Source organism: Curtobacterium sp. MEB011, assembly GCF_030209655.1.
Classification (GTDB): domain Bacteria; phylum Actinomycetota; class Actinomycetes; order Actinomycetales; family Microbacteriaceae; genus Curtobacterium; species Curtobacterium poinsettiae.
Genome location: NZ_JARVRN010000004.1, coordinates 149,296 through 162,646 on the forward strand (window position 1 = coordinate 149,296; position 13,351 = coordinate 162,646).

Genomic DNA, 13,351 nt, shown 5'->3' on the forward strand with positions numbered 1-13,351 from the left:
CTACCGTCGGAGCGCGTCGGCTTCGGTGGCGAGCAGTGCCTCGCGCTCCTCTTCCTGCTCGCGCTCCCAGGCGTCCTTGACGAACCGGTACCAGAGGAACACGGCGAAGCCGGCGAAGACGACCCACTCGATCGCGTAGAACAGGTTGAGCCAGTCGAACTGGACCTCGCGCGACGGTGCACGGTCGGCGATGGTGCCGAGGTCGGCGGCCTTCGCGGTGGTGCCGTCGGCGACGACGTACCCCAGGTACATGCGGTCGTCGAAGGCCTGCCAGGTGTTCACGAACCGTGCGGGCGCGACGGCCGAGTACTCGGCCTTCTTGTAGGCGTCCTGGTCCGGGGACTCGGCCGGGTAGTACCGGCCCTGGATCGTGAGCGTCTGGCCGTCCGCCAGGCGCTCGCCCCCGGCGACGGCGGCCGACCGCTGGTCGGACCACCCGATGACGACCGGGAGGCTCGCCCCACCATCCGAGTCCACCAGGTGCCCGACGGTCTGGTACTTCCCACCCCCGGTGCGGCCGGTCAGCACGGTGGTGTCGTCGGCGACGAAGGTCCCCGTGACGGTCACCTTCTGCCCGGCGAGGCTCTCGCTGACGGGGCGTTCGGGGGTCGTGACCGCCTCGAGCGTGCGGCGGGTCTCGGTGGTCGCCGGCAGGGGCTTGCCGTTGGCGATGGACCGCTCGAGCTGCCACTTGCCCAGCCCGGCGAACACCGCCGCCAGCACGAGCGCCAGCAACAGCAGCGCGATCCACCTCGGTCGTCGGGCAACGGCCCACATCTGTATCAGTACTCCGGATCGCGCTGTCGGACCGGGCGTTCGGGGCGCTCGGCGGGGATCTCGACCGGCGACGTCACGGGTGCGGACGTCGGCTCGGGCCCCTCATTGTCTCGCTCGTCCCTGCCAGCGGCCTCCACGAGGGCGAACTCCTCGGCGAACTGGCGATCCCGCTCGGCCTTCCGTGCCGCGGCGGTGGCGTCCGCCTCGGCCTCGGCTGCTTCGGCGCTCTCGGCGGCGGCTGCCGCGGCGACGGCACGTCGGCCGCCCAGGCGTCCGCGCAGGCGGATGAGCCGGCCCGGGCGCACCACGAGGCGGCCGATCCGGTCCGAGTTCACCGCGAGCAGCGGCCCGAGGACCGCCATGCAGAGGACGTAGAGGCCCGCGAAGGCGGTGATCCGCGCCTCCAGCCCGGCGGCAGCCGACAGCGTCGCGAGGATCAGCGCGAACTCGCCGCGGTTCACCAGGATGACGGCGGTGTTGATGCCCTGCTGGACGTTGAAGCCGTTCATCCGCGCGACGATCTGGCCGGCGACCGCGTTGAGCACGATGGTCATCCCGATGGCGCCGAGGACGGGCCAGAGCACCTCGCCGAAGGTCGACAGGTCGAGACCGAGCCCGAAGTTCACGAAGAAGAACGCCGCGAAGACGTCGCGCATCGGCAGGGCGAGCTGTTCGATGCGGTCGCGATACCGGGTCGCTCCGCAGAGCAGGCCGATGACGAAGGCGCCGATGGCGTCGGTCACACCGAGCAGGTCGCCGATGCCGCCGAACATGACCGCGAGTCCGAAGAACAGCACGGTGAACAGCTCGTCGTCACGCGTGGCGAAGATCTTCGAGACCCACTTGCCCGCGAAGCGCGCGAGCGTGAACATCACGATCAGGAACCCGAACGCCAGGGCCAGCTTGCCGACGACGGCCCAGAGGTTGGTGTCGCCGGACAGCACGACGGAGACGATCGCCAGGTACACGGCGATGAAGACGTCCTCGATCACGGTGACGCCGAGGATCATCGGGGTCTCGTCGTTCGCCAGACGGCGGAGTTCGATGAGGAGCTTCGTCACGATGGCGCTCGACGACGTGGCCGTCATGCCCGCGATGATCAGGGCTTCACGGGTGCCCCAGCCGAGCGAGAACCCGAAGGCGAACCCCACGCCCATGTTGATGACGACGTAGGTGCCGCCCGACACCAGGAGCTTGCCGGCGTTGCCGTAGAACTCCTCTTGGTCGAACTCGAGCCCGAGGTTGAACAGCAGCAGGATGAGCCCGAACGTCGCGATGAGCTCGATCGTGTGGGACTCGACGCTCAGGCCGAACCACGGCGTGTTCGGGCTCGCGACGAGGCCGACCACCATGTAGATCGGGATGGCCGGCAGACCGATGGTCTTGCCGAGTCGGCCCAGGACGTAGGCGATGACGAAGAGCACACCGATGGTGAGCAGCTCACCACCCAGGTGCATGCGCTAGCTCTTCCGCGGGGCCTCGGCCGAGGCGGCCGCAAGCTCTCCGCTGCGGTAGAAGGAGAACGCCTTGGCGACCTTCTCGGGGGATCCGGCGACGACGATGGTGTCACCGGGGAAGACGACGAAGTCCGACGAGGGCGCCGGGTTGGCGCTGTCGCCACGGACCACGGCGACGACGGTCAGGCCGATGAAGCCCGAGTCGTGCAGGTCACCGAGGGGCTTGCCCGCGATGGCGTCGTCGTAGTCGACCGAGAACCAGTCGATGGACAGCCCGGGGATCTCGTCGAGCTTGTCGAGGCCCTCGGTGATCCGGGTGCCGCCGAGCAGTTCGGCGAGGGTGTGCGCTTCGTCTTCGCTGAGACGGAGCGAGACCTTCTCGGACTTGTCCGCGCCGTCGGAGACGTCGGCGAACGAGATGAGGTCGGAGTGCCCCGACCGGTGCGTGATGACACCGCACTTGCCACCGTCGTCGGTGTAGAAGCTGTGCAGCACGCCGACTCCGGGGAGTTTGACGCGATGGACGTCGACCATGATGGCTCCCTCTTCGAGTACCCCGATGATAACCACCCGGTGACCCCGCGCATTCCGCGCACTACTGTTCTGTGGATGGGGAGAACACGGATCGTCGTGGCCGTCGTCGGGGTGCTGGTCGTCGCGCTGTACGCGGCACTGCTGGCGCTGAACGCACTGGTGCTGGACCCGCTCGCCGCGGTCCCCGGTGCGAGCCTGGCCGAGATCCACGCCGAGCTCTCGGAGCAGGGGTTCTCGGTCGGGGCGGACATCGCGACCGTCGTGGGGATCGCCGTCGTCGGCGTCCTGTTCGCCGCGGGACTGTCGGTGCTGCTGCTCATCACCCGGGCGACGGCGCACGTCATCGCGGCGGTGCTGCTCGCCGTCGTCGTGATGGGGACGCCGATGTCGTTCGTGGCCGCGTTCGCCCTGCAGATGGACGTCGCAGATGCCTACGGGGTCGGCGGCGGTGCCCACACGATCTGGTCGGGCGCCCTGTACGTGACGAGCCTCGTCGCGCTAATCGGGATCCCGGTGGCGCTCGTGGTCGGCCAGGCGGTGCACGTGCGCCGCGCGGCCCTGCGGGCGCGAGCCGTCTGACGGACGCACCACGGGCCTCCAGTCCGGTCGTCCGTCCTTCCGGTCTTCCGGTCTTCCGGTCTTCCGTCCTGGAGGCGCGGGTGGACTCCGCAAGACGCCGTCGTCTCGTCGAGACGCCTCGTCCACCGCGAGACGCCGCCTGATTTGGCGGCGTCTCGGCGACCAGACGGCGTCGACCCGAGACGACGGCGTCTTACGCAGCCCGCAGACGCCGGCGTCTGGCTGACACGACGGCGTCTGCGGGCCTCCTCACTCCGGCTCGCTCGTCTTCTCGCCGATGACCTGCTCGTCGGACGCCTTCGCGCCCTCCGCGCCGTCCGAACGGCCGCCACCGACGACCACGTCGTCCTCGTCGAAGCCGAACGCGATGTCCGGAGCCTCGAGCCGCACGCGGTCCGCGCTCTCGTCGTCGGGCTGCAGCTGCGACTCCCGTTCTGCGGCGACGCGCTTCAGGTAGTTCGCGACCTCGTGCTCGGTCGTCTCCTGGTCCCACCCGAGCACGTCCGCCATGAGCTTCGCGGCGACGGGCGCCGCTGACTCGCCGCGGTCCCAGGCCTCGATGGAGATGCGGGTGCGGCGGGCGAGGACGTCCTCCAGGTGCAGGGCGCCCTCGTGCGAGGCGGCGTACACGACCTCGGCGCCGATGTAGTCGTCGGCCCCGGGCAGGGGTTCGGCGAGCGCAGGGTCCTGCTCGACGAGCTGCAGCACCTCGGTCGCGAGGGTGCCGTACCGGTTGAGCAGGTGCTCGATCCGGACCTTGTGCACGTTGCAGCTCCGTGCGGTGCGGGCGCGTCGGTTCCACGCGGCCGGGTAGCCCTCCGCGCCGAGGAGCGGGATGTCCTCGGTCGTCGACTCCGGGATCCTGCCGTCCATGGCAGCGACGGCCTCGTCGATCGCGTCCTTGCCCATCACGCGGTACGTCGTCCACTTGCCGCCGGCGACGACGACGAGCCCGGGCACGGTGTGCGCGACGACGTGTTCGCGGCTGAGTTTCGACGTCTGGTCGGACTCCCCCGCCAGCAGCGGGCGGAGGCCGGCGTAGACGCCCTCGACGTCCTCGCGGGTCAGCGGGACGGCGAGCACCTTGTTGACGTGCTCGAGGATGTAGTCGATGTCCGCCGCGGTCGCCGCCGGGTGCGCCTTGTCGAGGTACCAGTCGGTGTCGGTCGTGCCGACCAGCCAGTGCCGGCCCCACGGGATGACGAACAGGACGCTCTTCTCGGTGCGCAGGATCATGCCCGTGTTCGACGGGAACCGGTCGCGCGGGATGACGAGGTGCACGCCCTTCGACGCCCGCACCTTGAACTGCCCGCGGGTGCCGATCATCGCCTGGGTGTCGTCGGTCCAGACACCGGTGGCGTTGACGACCTGCTTCGCGCGGATCTCGAACCGCTCACCGGTCTGGATGTCGTGTGCCTGCGCGCCGACCACGCGCTCTCCGACCTTGATGAACCCCTCGATGCGGACGCGGCTCGCCGCCTCGGCACCGTACGAGGCCGCGGTGCGCACGAGCGACGCGACGTAGCGCGCGTCGTCGACCTGGGCGTCGTAGTACGTCATGCCGCCGACGAAGGCGTCCTTCTTGAGCCCGGGCATGTTCCTGAGCACCTGCTTCCGGCTGAGGTGCCGGTGGTGCGGGACGCCGGGCGGACGGCCGCCGGACCAGCTGAACACGTCGTACATCGCCATGCCGATGCCGATGTAGAAGCGCTCCCAGACCCGGTGGTTGAGCGGGTAGAGGAAGCGCACGGGCTTCACCAGGTGCGGGGCGATGCGCTGCAGCAGCAGCCCGCGTTCGATGAGGGCTTCGCGGACGAGTGCGAAGTTGAGCTGCTCGAGGTACCGGATGCCGCCGTGCACGAGCTTCGACGAACGGCTCGACGTCCCCGAGCCCCAGTCACGGGCCTCGACGATGCCGACGCTCAGGCCGCGGGTCACGGCGTCGAGCGCACTGCCCGCACCGACGATGCCGCCGCCGACGACCAGGACGTCGAGTTCCTTGGTCTTCAGCGTCTCGATCGCGGCCGCACGTTCGTCCGGCCCGAGCTTCGCCGTGGGGTCGAACCCCACGCCGGGCGCGACGTCACGCGGACGTCCGGCCGTGCTGGTCTGCTTCGTCGTGCTGGACTTCGCCATCGTCGCCTCCGGGTCACGGTCGGCGCCGTGGCGTCACCCGGAGCAGTGTCCGGGTGCCACCGTCACTGGTGGTACGGCGCCACGACCACTTCTACTCGCTGGAACTCCTTGGCGTCGGAGTATCCGGTCGTCGCCATCGAGCGGCGCAGGGCACCGACCAGGTTGGCGCGGCCGTCGTGGGTCGGCGTCGGTCCGTTCAGGACGTTCTCGAGCGGGGCGATCGTGCCCACCTCGACCCGGCGGCCACGCGGCAGCTCGGGGTGGTGCGCCTCGGCACCCCAGTGGTAGCCGCCACCCGGGGCCTCGGTCGCACGGGCCAGCGCGGTGCCGAGCATGACGGCGTCGGCGCCGACGGCGATGGCCTTGACGATGTCGCCCGCGGTGTCGAGCCCGCCGTCGGCGATGACGTGCACGTAGCGGCCGCCCGACTCGTCGAGGTAGTCGCGACGGGCACCTGCGACGTCCGCGACGGCGGTGGCCATCGGGGCGTGGATGCCGAGTGCGGCACGGGTGGTCGACGCTGCGCCGCCACCGAAGCCGACGAGCACACCGGCGGCACCGGTGCGCATGAGGTGCAGCGCCGACGTGTAGGTCGAGGCGCCGCCCACGATCACCGGGACGTCCAGCTCGTAGATGAACTTCTTGAGGTTGAGGGGTTCCTCGGTCTGGGAGACGTGCTCCGCCGAGACCGTGGTGCCGCGGATGACGAACAGGTCGACACCGGCGTCGACGACCGTCTTCGAGAACTCCTGGGTGCGCTGCGGGCTGAGCGAACCGGCGACCGGCACCCCGGCTGCGCGGATCTCGGCCAGGCGGGCGGTGATGAGCTCGGCCTTGATCGGCTCGGAGTAGATCTCCTGCATGCGCTTCGTGACGTTGCCGTCGGTGAGCGACTTGATCTCGTCGTAGTACGGGGTCGGGTCCTCGTAGCGGGTCCACAGGCCTTCGAGGTCGAGCACGCCCAGGATGCCGAGCTTGCCCATCTGGATGACCGTCGCGGGCGAGGACACGGAGTCCATCGGTGCCGACAGGATCGGCGACTCGAACGTGAACGCGTCGATCGACCACTGCACGCTGACGTCGCGCGGGTCACGCGTCCGCCTGGAGGGGACCACCGCGATGTCGTCGAACGCGTACGCCCGACGTCCGCGCTTGCCTGCACCGATCTCGACTTCGCTCACCAGGACAGCCTACCGGGCGGGCTCTGCGGCGTGCACGGGCCGGACGGTGCGGACGGCCGGCAACCTCGCACCGTGCAGCCGTGCAGCCGTGCAGCCGTGCAGCCGTGACGGCGGAGCCGTCAGCGCGGGCGGCGCGGGGTCCGGCGTCGCTTGCGGAGCACCCGCAGCACGAACCCGAGCAGGAGCGCGAGCACCACGAGGACGACGAGGAGCACTGCCGCGACCTTGACGAGCAGCGCCGCACCGACGAACAGCGCGATGAAGACCACCCACACCAGGGCGTCCATCGCGCCCACCGACAGTCTCTGCACCTGCGGAACGATACCGACCCGCGCGGGGCGAGTAGCGCCTCCTGGCCGGGTGAGACGGGCGACGCCGTCGTCAACGGAAGACGCCGTCGTCAACGGAAGACGCCGTCGTCAGCGCAGGACGCCGTCGTCAGCGCAGGACGCCGTCGTCAGCGCAGGACGCCGCCATCCCGACGAGACGCCGCTGGATTCCGAGGCGTCTCGACGGGACCGCGGCGTCGACGGAACACGACGGCGTCATGCGACCACAGTCACCCGACCAGACGCGACCACAGTCACGCGATCGGACGCGACCAGAGGCGAGCCGCGCCTCCGGGCGGGTACAGGAGCGGGGCCGTGCGGCGCGAAGCGACCACGCACGGCCCCACCCGTCACGGATACCACCCCCACAGCGGTACCCGTAGCCGACGACAGCGCTAGCGCTGTGCGTCGACGTCCTTGGCGAGCGTCCCCAGGTAGAGCTCGATGACCTTGGGATCGTCAGCGAGTTCCTTCCCGGTGCCCGAGTACGCGTTCTTCCCCTGGTCGAGCACGTACCCACGATCGCAGATCTGCAGACAGCGTCGCGCGTTCTGCTCCACCATGATGATCGACACACCGGCCTTGTTGATTCGGCGGGTCCGCAGGAACGTCTCGTCCTGACGCACGGGGGACAGTCCGGCGCTCGGCTCGTCGAGCAGCAGCACCTTCGGGTCCATCATCAGCGCCCGGGCCATCGCGACGGACTGCCGCTCACCGCCCGACAGCGATCCGGCCCGCTGGTTCCGCCGCTGGGCGAGGACCGGGAACAGGTCGTAGATGACCTCGAGCCGCTCGGTGAACTTCCGGGGCCGCAGGTACAGCCCCATCTGCAGGTTCTCCTCGATCGACAGCGACGGGAACACGTTGTTCGTCTGCGGCACGAAGCCGACACCGGCCTGCACGAGCTTGTTCGCCTTGAGGTTCGTGATGTCGTCACCCTGCAGGGTCACCGAGCCTTCGCGGATGGACACGAGCCCGAACAGCGCCTTGAGGAGCGTCGACTTGCCCGCCCCGTTCGGCCCGATGATGCCGATGAGCTCGCCCGGGTAGCAGTCCAGATCGCAGCCGTTCAGGATGTTCACGCCCGGCAGGTAGCCGGCGACGAGGTTCTTCGCGCTGAGCACCGGCTCGCGTTCCAGCGTGGCCGCCGGGGACGGACTGGAGGCACTGCTCGCGTTCGTGGGGTCCGCCTGGTCCGTCATCGGGTCGTCTCCTCTGCTGCTGCGTCCGCCGCGTCTTCTTCCGCGACTTCCTCTGCCAGTTCCTCGAAGGTCTCCTCGGTGAGGAGCGAGTCGTCACCCAGGTCGGTGTCGTGGTGCGCACCGAGGTAGGCGTCGATCACGGCCTGGTCGTCCATCACCGTGTCCGCCGGGCCCTCGGCGACGACCTTGCCCTCGGCCATCACGACCACCCAGTCCGAGATGTGCCGGACCATGTGCATGTCGTGCTCGACGAACAGCACGGTCATGCCGTCGTCGCGCAGGGACTGGATGTGCCCGAGGAGCGACTGGGTGAGCGCGGGGTTCACGCCGGCCATCGGCTCGTCGAGCATGATCATCGTCGGGTCGGACATCAGCGCCCGGGCCATCTCGAGCAGCTTCCGCTGCCCGCCGGACAGCGAGCCCGCGTAGTCGTCGGCCTTGGTGTCGAGCTTGAACCGGGCGAGCAGGTCCTCGGCCTTGGCCGTGATCTCGCGCTCCCGCTTCGCCCACACCGGCTTGACCAGGGCGGCGAAGAAGTTCTCGCCGGGCTGGTCGCGAGCGCCGAGCAGCATGTTCTGCATCACGGTGAGCCGCGACAGGGCCTTGGTCAGCTGGAAGGTGCGGACCATGCCCTTGTTCGCGATGTGCGTCGCGCTCGTCTTCTGCAGCGTGGCGCCGTTGAACTGCGTCTTCGCACCGGGGCTCGGCTTGTCGAATCCGGTGAGCAGGTTGAAGAACGTGGTCTTGCCGGCGCCGTTCGGGCCGATCAGGGCGGTGATGGAGCCGCGCTGGACCTCGAGGTGGTCGACGTCCACGGCGGTCATGCCCCCGAAGCGGCGGGTGACGTCGTCGACGGTGAGGATCGGGTCGGCCTTGGGGTGGCCGTAGGTCTCAGACACTGAACGTCAGCTCCTTCTTGTTGCCGAGCAACCCCTGTGGACGGAACACGATGAGCAGCATGAGCGCGACGCCGACGAGCACGTACGAGAACTGCTCGGCCTGCTGTGCGTTCATGATCGAGTCGGGGATGAAGTCGCCGGCCAGCGTGCGGATGAAGAGCCGGACGACGAAGAAGAGCACGGCTCCGAGCACCGGTCCGAACACCGTCGCCGCGCCACCGAGGATGAGCGCCGTCCAGATGAAGAACGTCATCGAGCGGCCCATGGCGTCCGGTTGCACGGAACTCGGCAGGACGTAGATGATGCCCGCGATCGCACCGAGCGCCCCACCGAACACGAGCGCCTGCATCTTGTACGAGTAGACGTTCTTGCCGAGCGAGCGGACGGCGTCCTCGTCCTCGCGGATGGCCTTCACCACGCGGCCCCACGGGCTGCGCATGAGCAGGAACAGCACCAGGGTGAACAGAGCGACCATGGCCCACGCCGCGATGCGGATCCACCAGCCGTTGACGCCGTTGTTGGCGTACGTGAACCACAGGATCGTGGTGGTGCCGTCGGGCAGTGGGCTGAGGGCGGTGAACGGGTCGCGGTAGCTCGACCCGGTGATGCCGTTCGAGCCGCCCGTGGTCGAGGTGAGCAGGCTCGAGCGGCCCACCATGCGGATGATCTCGGCGCCGGAGATCGTGACGATCGCCAGGTAGTCGCCGCGCAACCGCAGGGTCGGGACGCCGAGGATGATCGCGAACACGATCGAGACGAGCAGGGCGATGAGCACCGCCATCACGAACGGCAGTCCGTTGGTGATCGAGATCGCGAAGCCGTAGGCCCCGAGCAGCAGGAACGCCGCCTGGCCCATGTTCACGAGCCCGGTGAGCCCGAAGTGCACGTTCAGGCCGATCGCGGCCAGCGCGAACGCCGCCGTGGTCGGGGCGAGTGCCTCCTGGGTGAGCGAGGACAGCAGGTTGAGGATGTAGTCCATGCGCGTGCTCCCTTAGCCGATCCGCTCGGCGCGGCCGAAGATGCCCTGCGGCCGGAACAGCAGGATGAGGATGAGGATGACGAGGGCGGTGGCGTACTTGAAGTCACCGGGGAGCACCAGGTTCGTGAGCTCCACGACGACCCCGATGATCATCGAGCCGACCAGTGCGCCGTACGCGGTACCGAGGCCGCCGAGCGTGACCGAGGCGAACATGAGCAGGAGCAGCTGGAGCCCCGTCTGCCAGTTCACGCCGTTCAGGACGAGCCCGAGCATCACGCCGGACAGGCCCGCCAGGCCGGCGGCGAGCGTCCACACGAAGCGGATCACCCGGTCGACGTCGATGCCGGAGGCCGCGGCGAGCGCCGGGTTGTCCGACACGGCGCGGGTGGCCCGGCCGAAGCGCGTCTTCGCCAGGAAGAGCCCGGTGGCGACGAGGACCACGAGCGCGATCCCCATGGCGACGTAGGACTGCACCGTCAGGGTCACGCCGGCGAACCGCACGGTCTCCGGGTTGCCCTGCTGGATGCGGACCGTCGAGGCGCCGAAGAAGTACTGGAACGCGTACTGGGCGGCGATCGACAGCCCGATCGTCACGATCATGAGCTGCGTCAGGCTGATGCGTCGGCGCCGGAGCGGGCGCCAGATCGCGGCGTCCTGCAGGTACCCGGTCGCGGCGCACAACAGCGTGACGACGATGCCGGTGACCCAGATGTTCCAGCCGAGCTGGTTGGCGAAGACGTACGCCAGCAGACCGCCGAGGGTGACCTGCTCACCGTGCGAGAAGCTCGACAACCCCGTCGTGCCGTAGATGAGCGAGAGCCCGATGGACGCCAGCGCGATCAGCAGGCCGAGCCGGAGCCCGGAGGCGAACTGCTGCCAGGCCCGCTGCATGCTCACACCCGACGAGTCGGACGAGGTCGTCGCGCCCTTCTGGTCGGACAGCTGGAAGATCTGCCCGACGTTGGCGTTCAGCGTCGCCTGCACCTTCCGCTCGGCGTCCGCGGCGTTCGTCAGGTACTGCCCCTTCGGCAGGGTGCCCTGGTCGACGCTCACCGTGTACTCGCCAGCGGTCTCGACCTTGACGGACCAGCGGCCGTCGGCGTTGGTCGTGGCCGTCTGGTCGAAGCCGCTCGGGCCGGTCACGTCGACGTCGACGCCCTCGGCCGGATCACGCTCGGAGTCGGTGATCGTGCCCTGGATGCACCCGTTGTCGGGGCTGACGGTGCACGCCTGGCTGGTGGCCGGAGCCGACGTGGCACTGAAGGCCGGCAGGGTGACCGCCCAGTCGATCAGGAAGGTCGCCAGGAACGCGGCGACGAGCACGGCCGCGAGGACCGGTCGTCGTCGTGTCTGGCGGAGGCGGAACAGGCGCGGCTGCGCCCGTCCCGGAGGAGTGATGGATCCCACGGAAGAGCCTCTCGTTCGGATGACGAGGAACCTATGGGGATTTTGTGACACCCGTGTTTCCAACACGTTCCCTGTGTGATTCGTACCCGAACTGTGACGTTGTGGAGGAATGCTCCGGGGCGGGCGCGATCCGTGCCTCCAGGCGGAATGCGGCGACAGCCGCTCGCGTTACCATGTCCTATCCGGAACCCGTCGTCGTGTTCCCGGTGTCTCGACACTTCACTCGCCCACGAAGGGGACCCATGGACCAGCCGGATCCGTTCGGATTCATCGGACTCACGTACGACGACGTCATGCTCCTGCCCGGGCACACCGACGTCATCCCGAGCGAGGCGTCCACCGCGTCCCGGCTCACCAAGCGGATCTCCGTCAACGTCCCGCTGCTCTCCGCCGCGATGGACACCGTCACCGAAGCCCGCATGGCCATCGCCATGGCGCGCCAGGGCGGCATCGGGATCCTGCACCGCAACCTGTCCATCGAGGACCAGGCTGCCTACGTCGACAAGGTCAAGCGCTCCGAGTCGGGCATGATCACCAACCCGGTGACCACCACCCCGGACGCCACCGTGGCCGAGGTCGACGCGCTCTGCGGCCAGTTCCGTGTCTCCGGCCTGCCGGTCGTCGAGCAGGACGGCACCCTCGTCGGCATCATCACGAACCGCGACATGCGCTTCGTGGCCACGTTCGAGCAGGCCACCACGTACGTGCGCGACGTCATGACGAAGACGCCGCTGATCACCGCGCTCGAGGGCATCGACCCCGAAGAGGCGATCGCCATCTTCGCCCAGCACAAGATCGAGAAGCTGCCGCTGGTCGACGCCGAGGGCAAGCTCCGCGGCCTCATCACCGTCAAGGACTTCGACAAGAGCGAGCAGTACCCGGACGCCACCAAGGACGACGAGGGCCGGCTCCGCGTCGGTGCCGCGATCGGCTTCTTCGGCGACGCCTGGCAGCGCGCCGAGGCCCTGCGTGACGCCGGCGTCGACGTGCTCGTCGTCGACACCGCCAACGGTGAGAGCGAAGGCGTGCTCGACATGGTCCGCCGTCTCAAGGCCGACCCGACGTTCGACGCGATCGACGTCATCGGCGGCAACGTCGCCACCCGCGCGGGCGCCCAGGCGCTCATCGACGCCGGTGTCGACGCCGTCAAGGTCGGTGTCGGCCCGGGCTCGATCTGCACCACGCGCGTCGTCGCCGGTGTGGGTGTGCCGCAGGTGACCGCCGTGTACGAGGCGTCCCTCGCCGCACGTGAAGCCGGCGTGCCGATCATCGCCGACGGTGGCCTGCAGTACTCGGGCGACATCGCGAAGGCCCTGGTCGCCGGTGCCGACACCGTCATGCTCGGGTCACTGCTGGCCGGCACCGACGAGTCCCCCGGTGACCTGGTGTTCGTGGGCGGCAAGCAGTTCAAGGCCTACCGCGGCATGGGGTCCCTCGGGGCCCTGCAGACCCGCGGCAAGAAGACCTCGTACTCGAAGGACCGCTACTTCCAGGCGGACGTGCCGAACGACGACAAGCTCATCCCCGAGGGCATCGAGGGCCAGGTGCCCTACCGCGGCTCGGTCGGCAACGTCGTCTACCAGCTGACCGGTGGGCTGCGGCAGTCGATGTTCTACGTCGGCGGTCGCACGATCCCCGAGCTGAAGGCCCGTGGCAAGTTCGTCCGCATCACGGCGGCGGGGCTCAAGGAGTCCCACCCGCACGACGTCCAGATGGTCGTCGAGGCGCCGAACTACCGCAGCTAGACCGCGGGCCGGGCCGGTTCTGGTCCGCAAGACGCCGTCGTGTCGTTGAGACGCCGCCGAATCCGGCGGCGTCTCAACGCTTTCCGGGCGTGGTTCGGAGACGACGGCGTCTTGCGACTCCTCCAC

12 protein-coding genes are annotated in these 13,351 nt (G+C 69.2%); 2 read left to right on the forward strand and 10 right to left on the reverse strand.

All coding sequences use genetic code 11. The annotated features are described in order from the left end of the window. Genes QRN30_RS06315 through QRN30_RS06325 form a run of 3 tightly spaced genes read right to left on the reverse strand, consistent with a single transcriptional unit; the run spans position 1 to position 2,768 of the window. Positions 1-777: an SURF1 family cytochrome oxidase biogenesis protein gene (locus QRN30_RS06315; protein ID WP_159556112.1), complete on the reverse strand. Its 777-nt coding sequence runs from the start codon at positions 775-777 to the stop codon at positions 1-3. Between the two features lie 5 nt (positions 778-782). Next, complete coding sequence (locus QRN30_RS06320; protein WP_056071988.1) at positions 783-2,234, reverse strand: cation:proton antiporter; 1,452 nt, start codon at positions 2,232-2,234, stop codon at positions 783-785. Positions 2,235-2,237: 3 nt separating this feature from the next. After that, positions 2,238-2,768, reverse strand: coding sequence for a cation:proton antiporter regulatory subunit (locus tag QRN30_RS06325; RefSeq protein WP_017885470.1), 531 nt, complete (start codon positions 2,766-2,768; stop codon positions 2,238-2,240). 75 nt (positions 2,769-2,843) lie between these two features. Here QRN30_RS06325 and QRN30_RS06330 point away from each other — a divergent pair, with 75 nt between their 5' ends. Further along, positions 2,844-3,347 carry a hypothetical protein gene (locus QRN30_RS06330; protein WP_194590003.1) on the forward strand — a complete coding sequence of 168 codons (504 nt, stop codon included), beginning with the start codon at positions 2,844-2,846 and terminating at the stop codon, positions 3,345-3,347. Positions 3,348-3,596: 249 nt separating this feature from the next. Here QRN30_RS06330 and QRN30_RS06335 read toward each other — a convergent pair whose 3' ends face one another. The 7 genes from QRN30_RS06335 to QRN30_RS06365 all read right to left on the reverse strand — a co-directional run bounded on the left by QRN30_RS06335 (position 3,597) and on the right by QRN30_RS06365 (position 11,396). Then, a complete protein-coding gene (locus QRN30_RS06335; RefSeq protein WP_214563224.1) occupies positions 3,597-5,483 on the reverse strand; it encodes a glycerol-3-phosphate dehydrogenase/oxidase in 1,887 nt (628 codons plus the stop codon). A gap of 62 nt (positions 5,484-5,545) precedes the next feature. Further along, positions 5,546-6,664, reverse strand: a complete 1,119-nt coding sequence (locus tag QRN30_RS06340) for a GuaB3 family IMP dehydrogenase-related protein (protein WP_017885473.1) — start codon at positions 6,662-6,664, stop codon at positions 5,546-5,548. Positions 6,665-6,783: 119 nt separating this feature from the next. Further along, positions 6,784-6,975, reverse strand: coding sequence for a hypothetical protein (locus QRN30_RS06345; RefSeq protein ID WP_214532042.1), 192 nt, complete (start codon positions 6,973-6,975; stop codon positions 6,784-6,786). Positions 6,976-7,388: 413 nt separating this feature from the next. Then, entirely contained in the window at positions 7,389-8,195 is an 807-nt protein-coding gene (locus QRN30_RS06350) for an ABC transporter ATP-binding protein (protein ID WP_017885475.1), read from the reverse strand. Next, a complete protein-coding gene (locus tag QRN30_RS06355) occupies positions 8,192-9,094 on the reverse strand; it encodes an ABC transporter ATP-binding protein (RefSeq protein WP_017885476.1) in 903 nt (300 codons plus the stop codon). Before QRN30_RS06355 ends, QRN30_RS06350 begins: the two co-directional genes overlap by 4 nt. Then, positions 9,087-10,073: a branched-chain amino acid ABC transporter permease gene (locus QRN30_RS06360; RefSeq protein ID WP_017885477.1), complete on the reverse strand. Its 987-nt coding sequence runs from the start codon at positions 10,071-10,073 to the stop codon at positions 9,087-9,089. The genes QRN30_RS06355 and QRN30_RS06360 overlap by 8 nt, the downstream gene beginning before the upstream one ends. A gap of 12 nt (positions 10,074-10,085) precedes the next feature. Further along, positions 10,086-11,396, reverse strand: coding sequence for a branched-chain amino acid ABC transporter permease (locus QRN30_RS06365; protein ID WP_017885478.1), 1,311 nt, complete (start codon positions 11,394-11,396; stop codon positions 10,086-10,088). Positions 11,397-11,722: 326 nt separating this feature from the next. Between QRN30_RS06365 and guaB the strand changes: the two genes are divergently transcribed. Then, positions 11,723-13,225, forward strand: coding sequence for an IMP dehydrogenase (guaB, locus tag QRN30_RS06370; RefSeq protein WP_071250165.1), 1,503 nt, complete (start codon positions 11,723-11,725; stop codon positions 13,223-13,225). The last annotated feature ends 126 nt before the right edge of the window (positions 13,226-13,351 follow it).

What these genes read in the sequence shown, in the direction of transcription:
- QRN30_RS06315 (WP_159556112.1), bottom strand. Translation starts at nt 777, where the DNA reads ATGTGGGCCGTTGCCCGACGACCGAGGTGGATCGCGCTGCTGTTGCTG.
- QRN30_RS06320 (WP_056071988.1), bottom strand. Translation starts at nt 2,234, where the DNA reads ATGCACCTGGGTGGTGAGCTGCTCACCATCGGTGTGCTCTTCGTCATC.
- QRN30_RS06325 (WP_017885470.1), bottom strand. Translation starts at nt 2,768, where the DNA reads ATGGTCGACGTCCATCGCGTCAAACTCCCCGGAGTCGGCGTGCTGCAC.
- QRN30_RS06330 (WP_194590003.1), top strand. Translation starts at nt 2,844, where the DNA reads ATGGGGAGAACACGGATCGTCGTGGCCGTCGTCGGGGTGCTGGTCGTC.
- QRN30_RS06335 (WP_214563224.1), bottom strand. Translation starts at nt 5,483, where the DNA reads ATGGCGAAGTCCAGCACGACGAAGCAGACCAGCACGGCCGGACGTCCG.
- QRN30_RS06350 (WP_017885475.1), bottom strand. Translation starts at nt 8,195, where the DNA reads ATGACGGACCAGGCGGACCCCACGAACGCGAGCAGTGCCTCCAGTCCG.
- QRN30_RS06360 (WP_017885477.1), bottom strand. Translation starts at nt 10,073, where the DNA reads ATGGACTACATCCTCAACCTGCTGTCCTCGCTCACCCAGGAGGCACTC.
- guaB (WP_071250165.1), top strand. Translation starts at nt 11,723, where the DNA reads ATGGACCAGCCGGATCCGTTCGGATTCATCGGACTCACGTACGACGAC.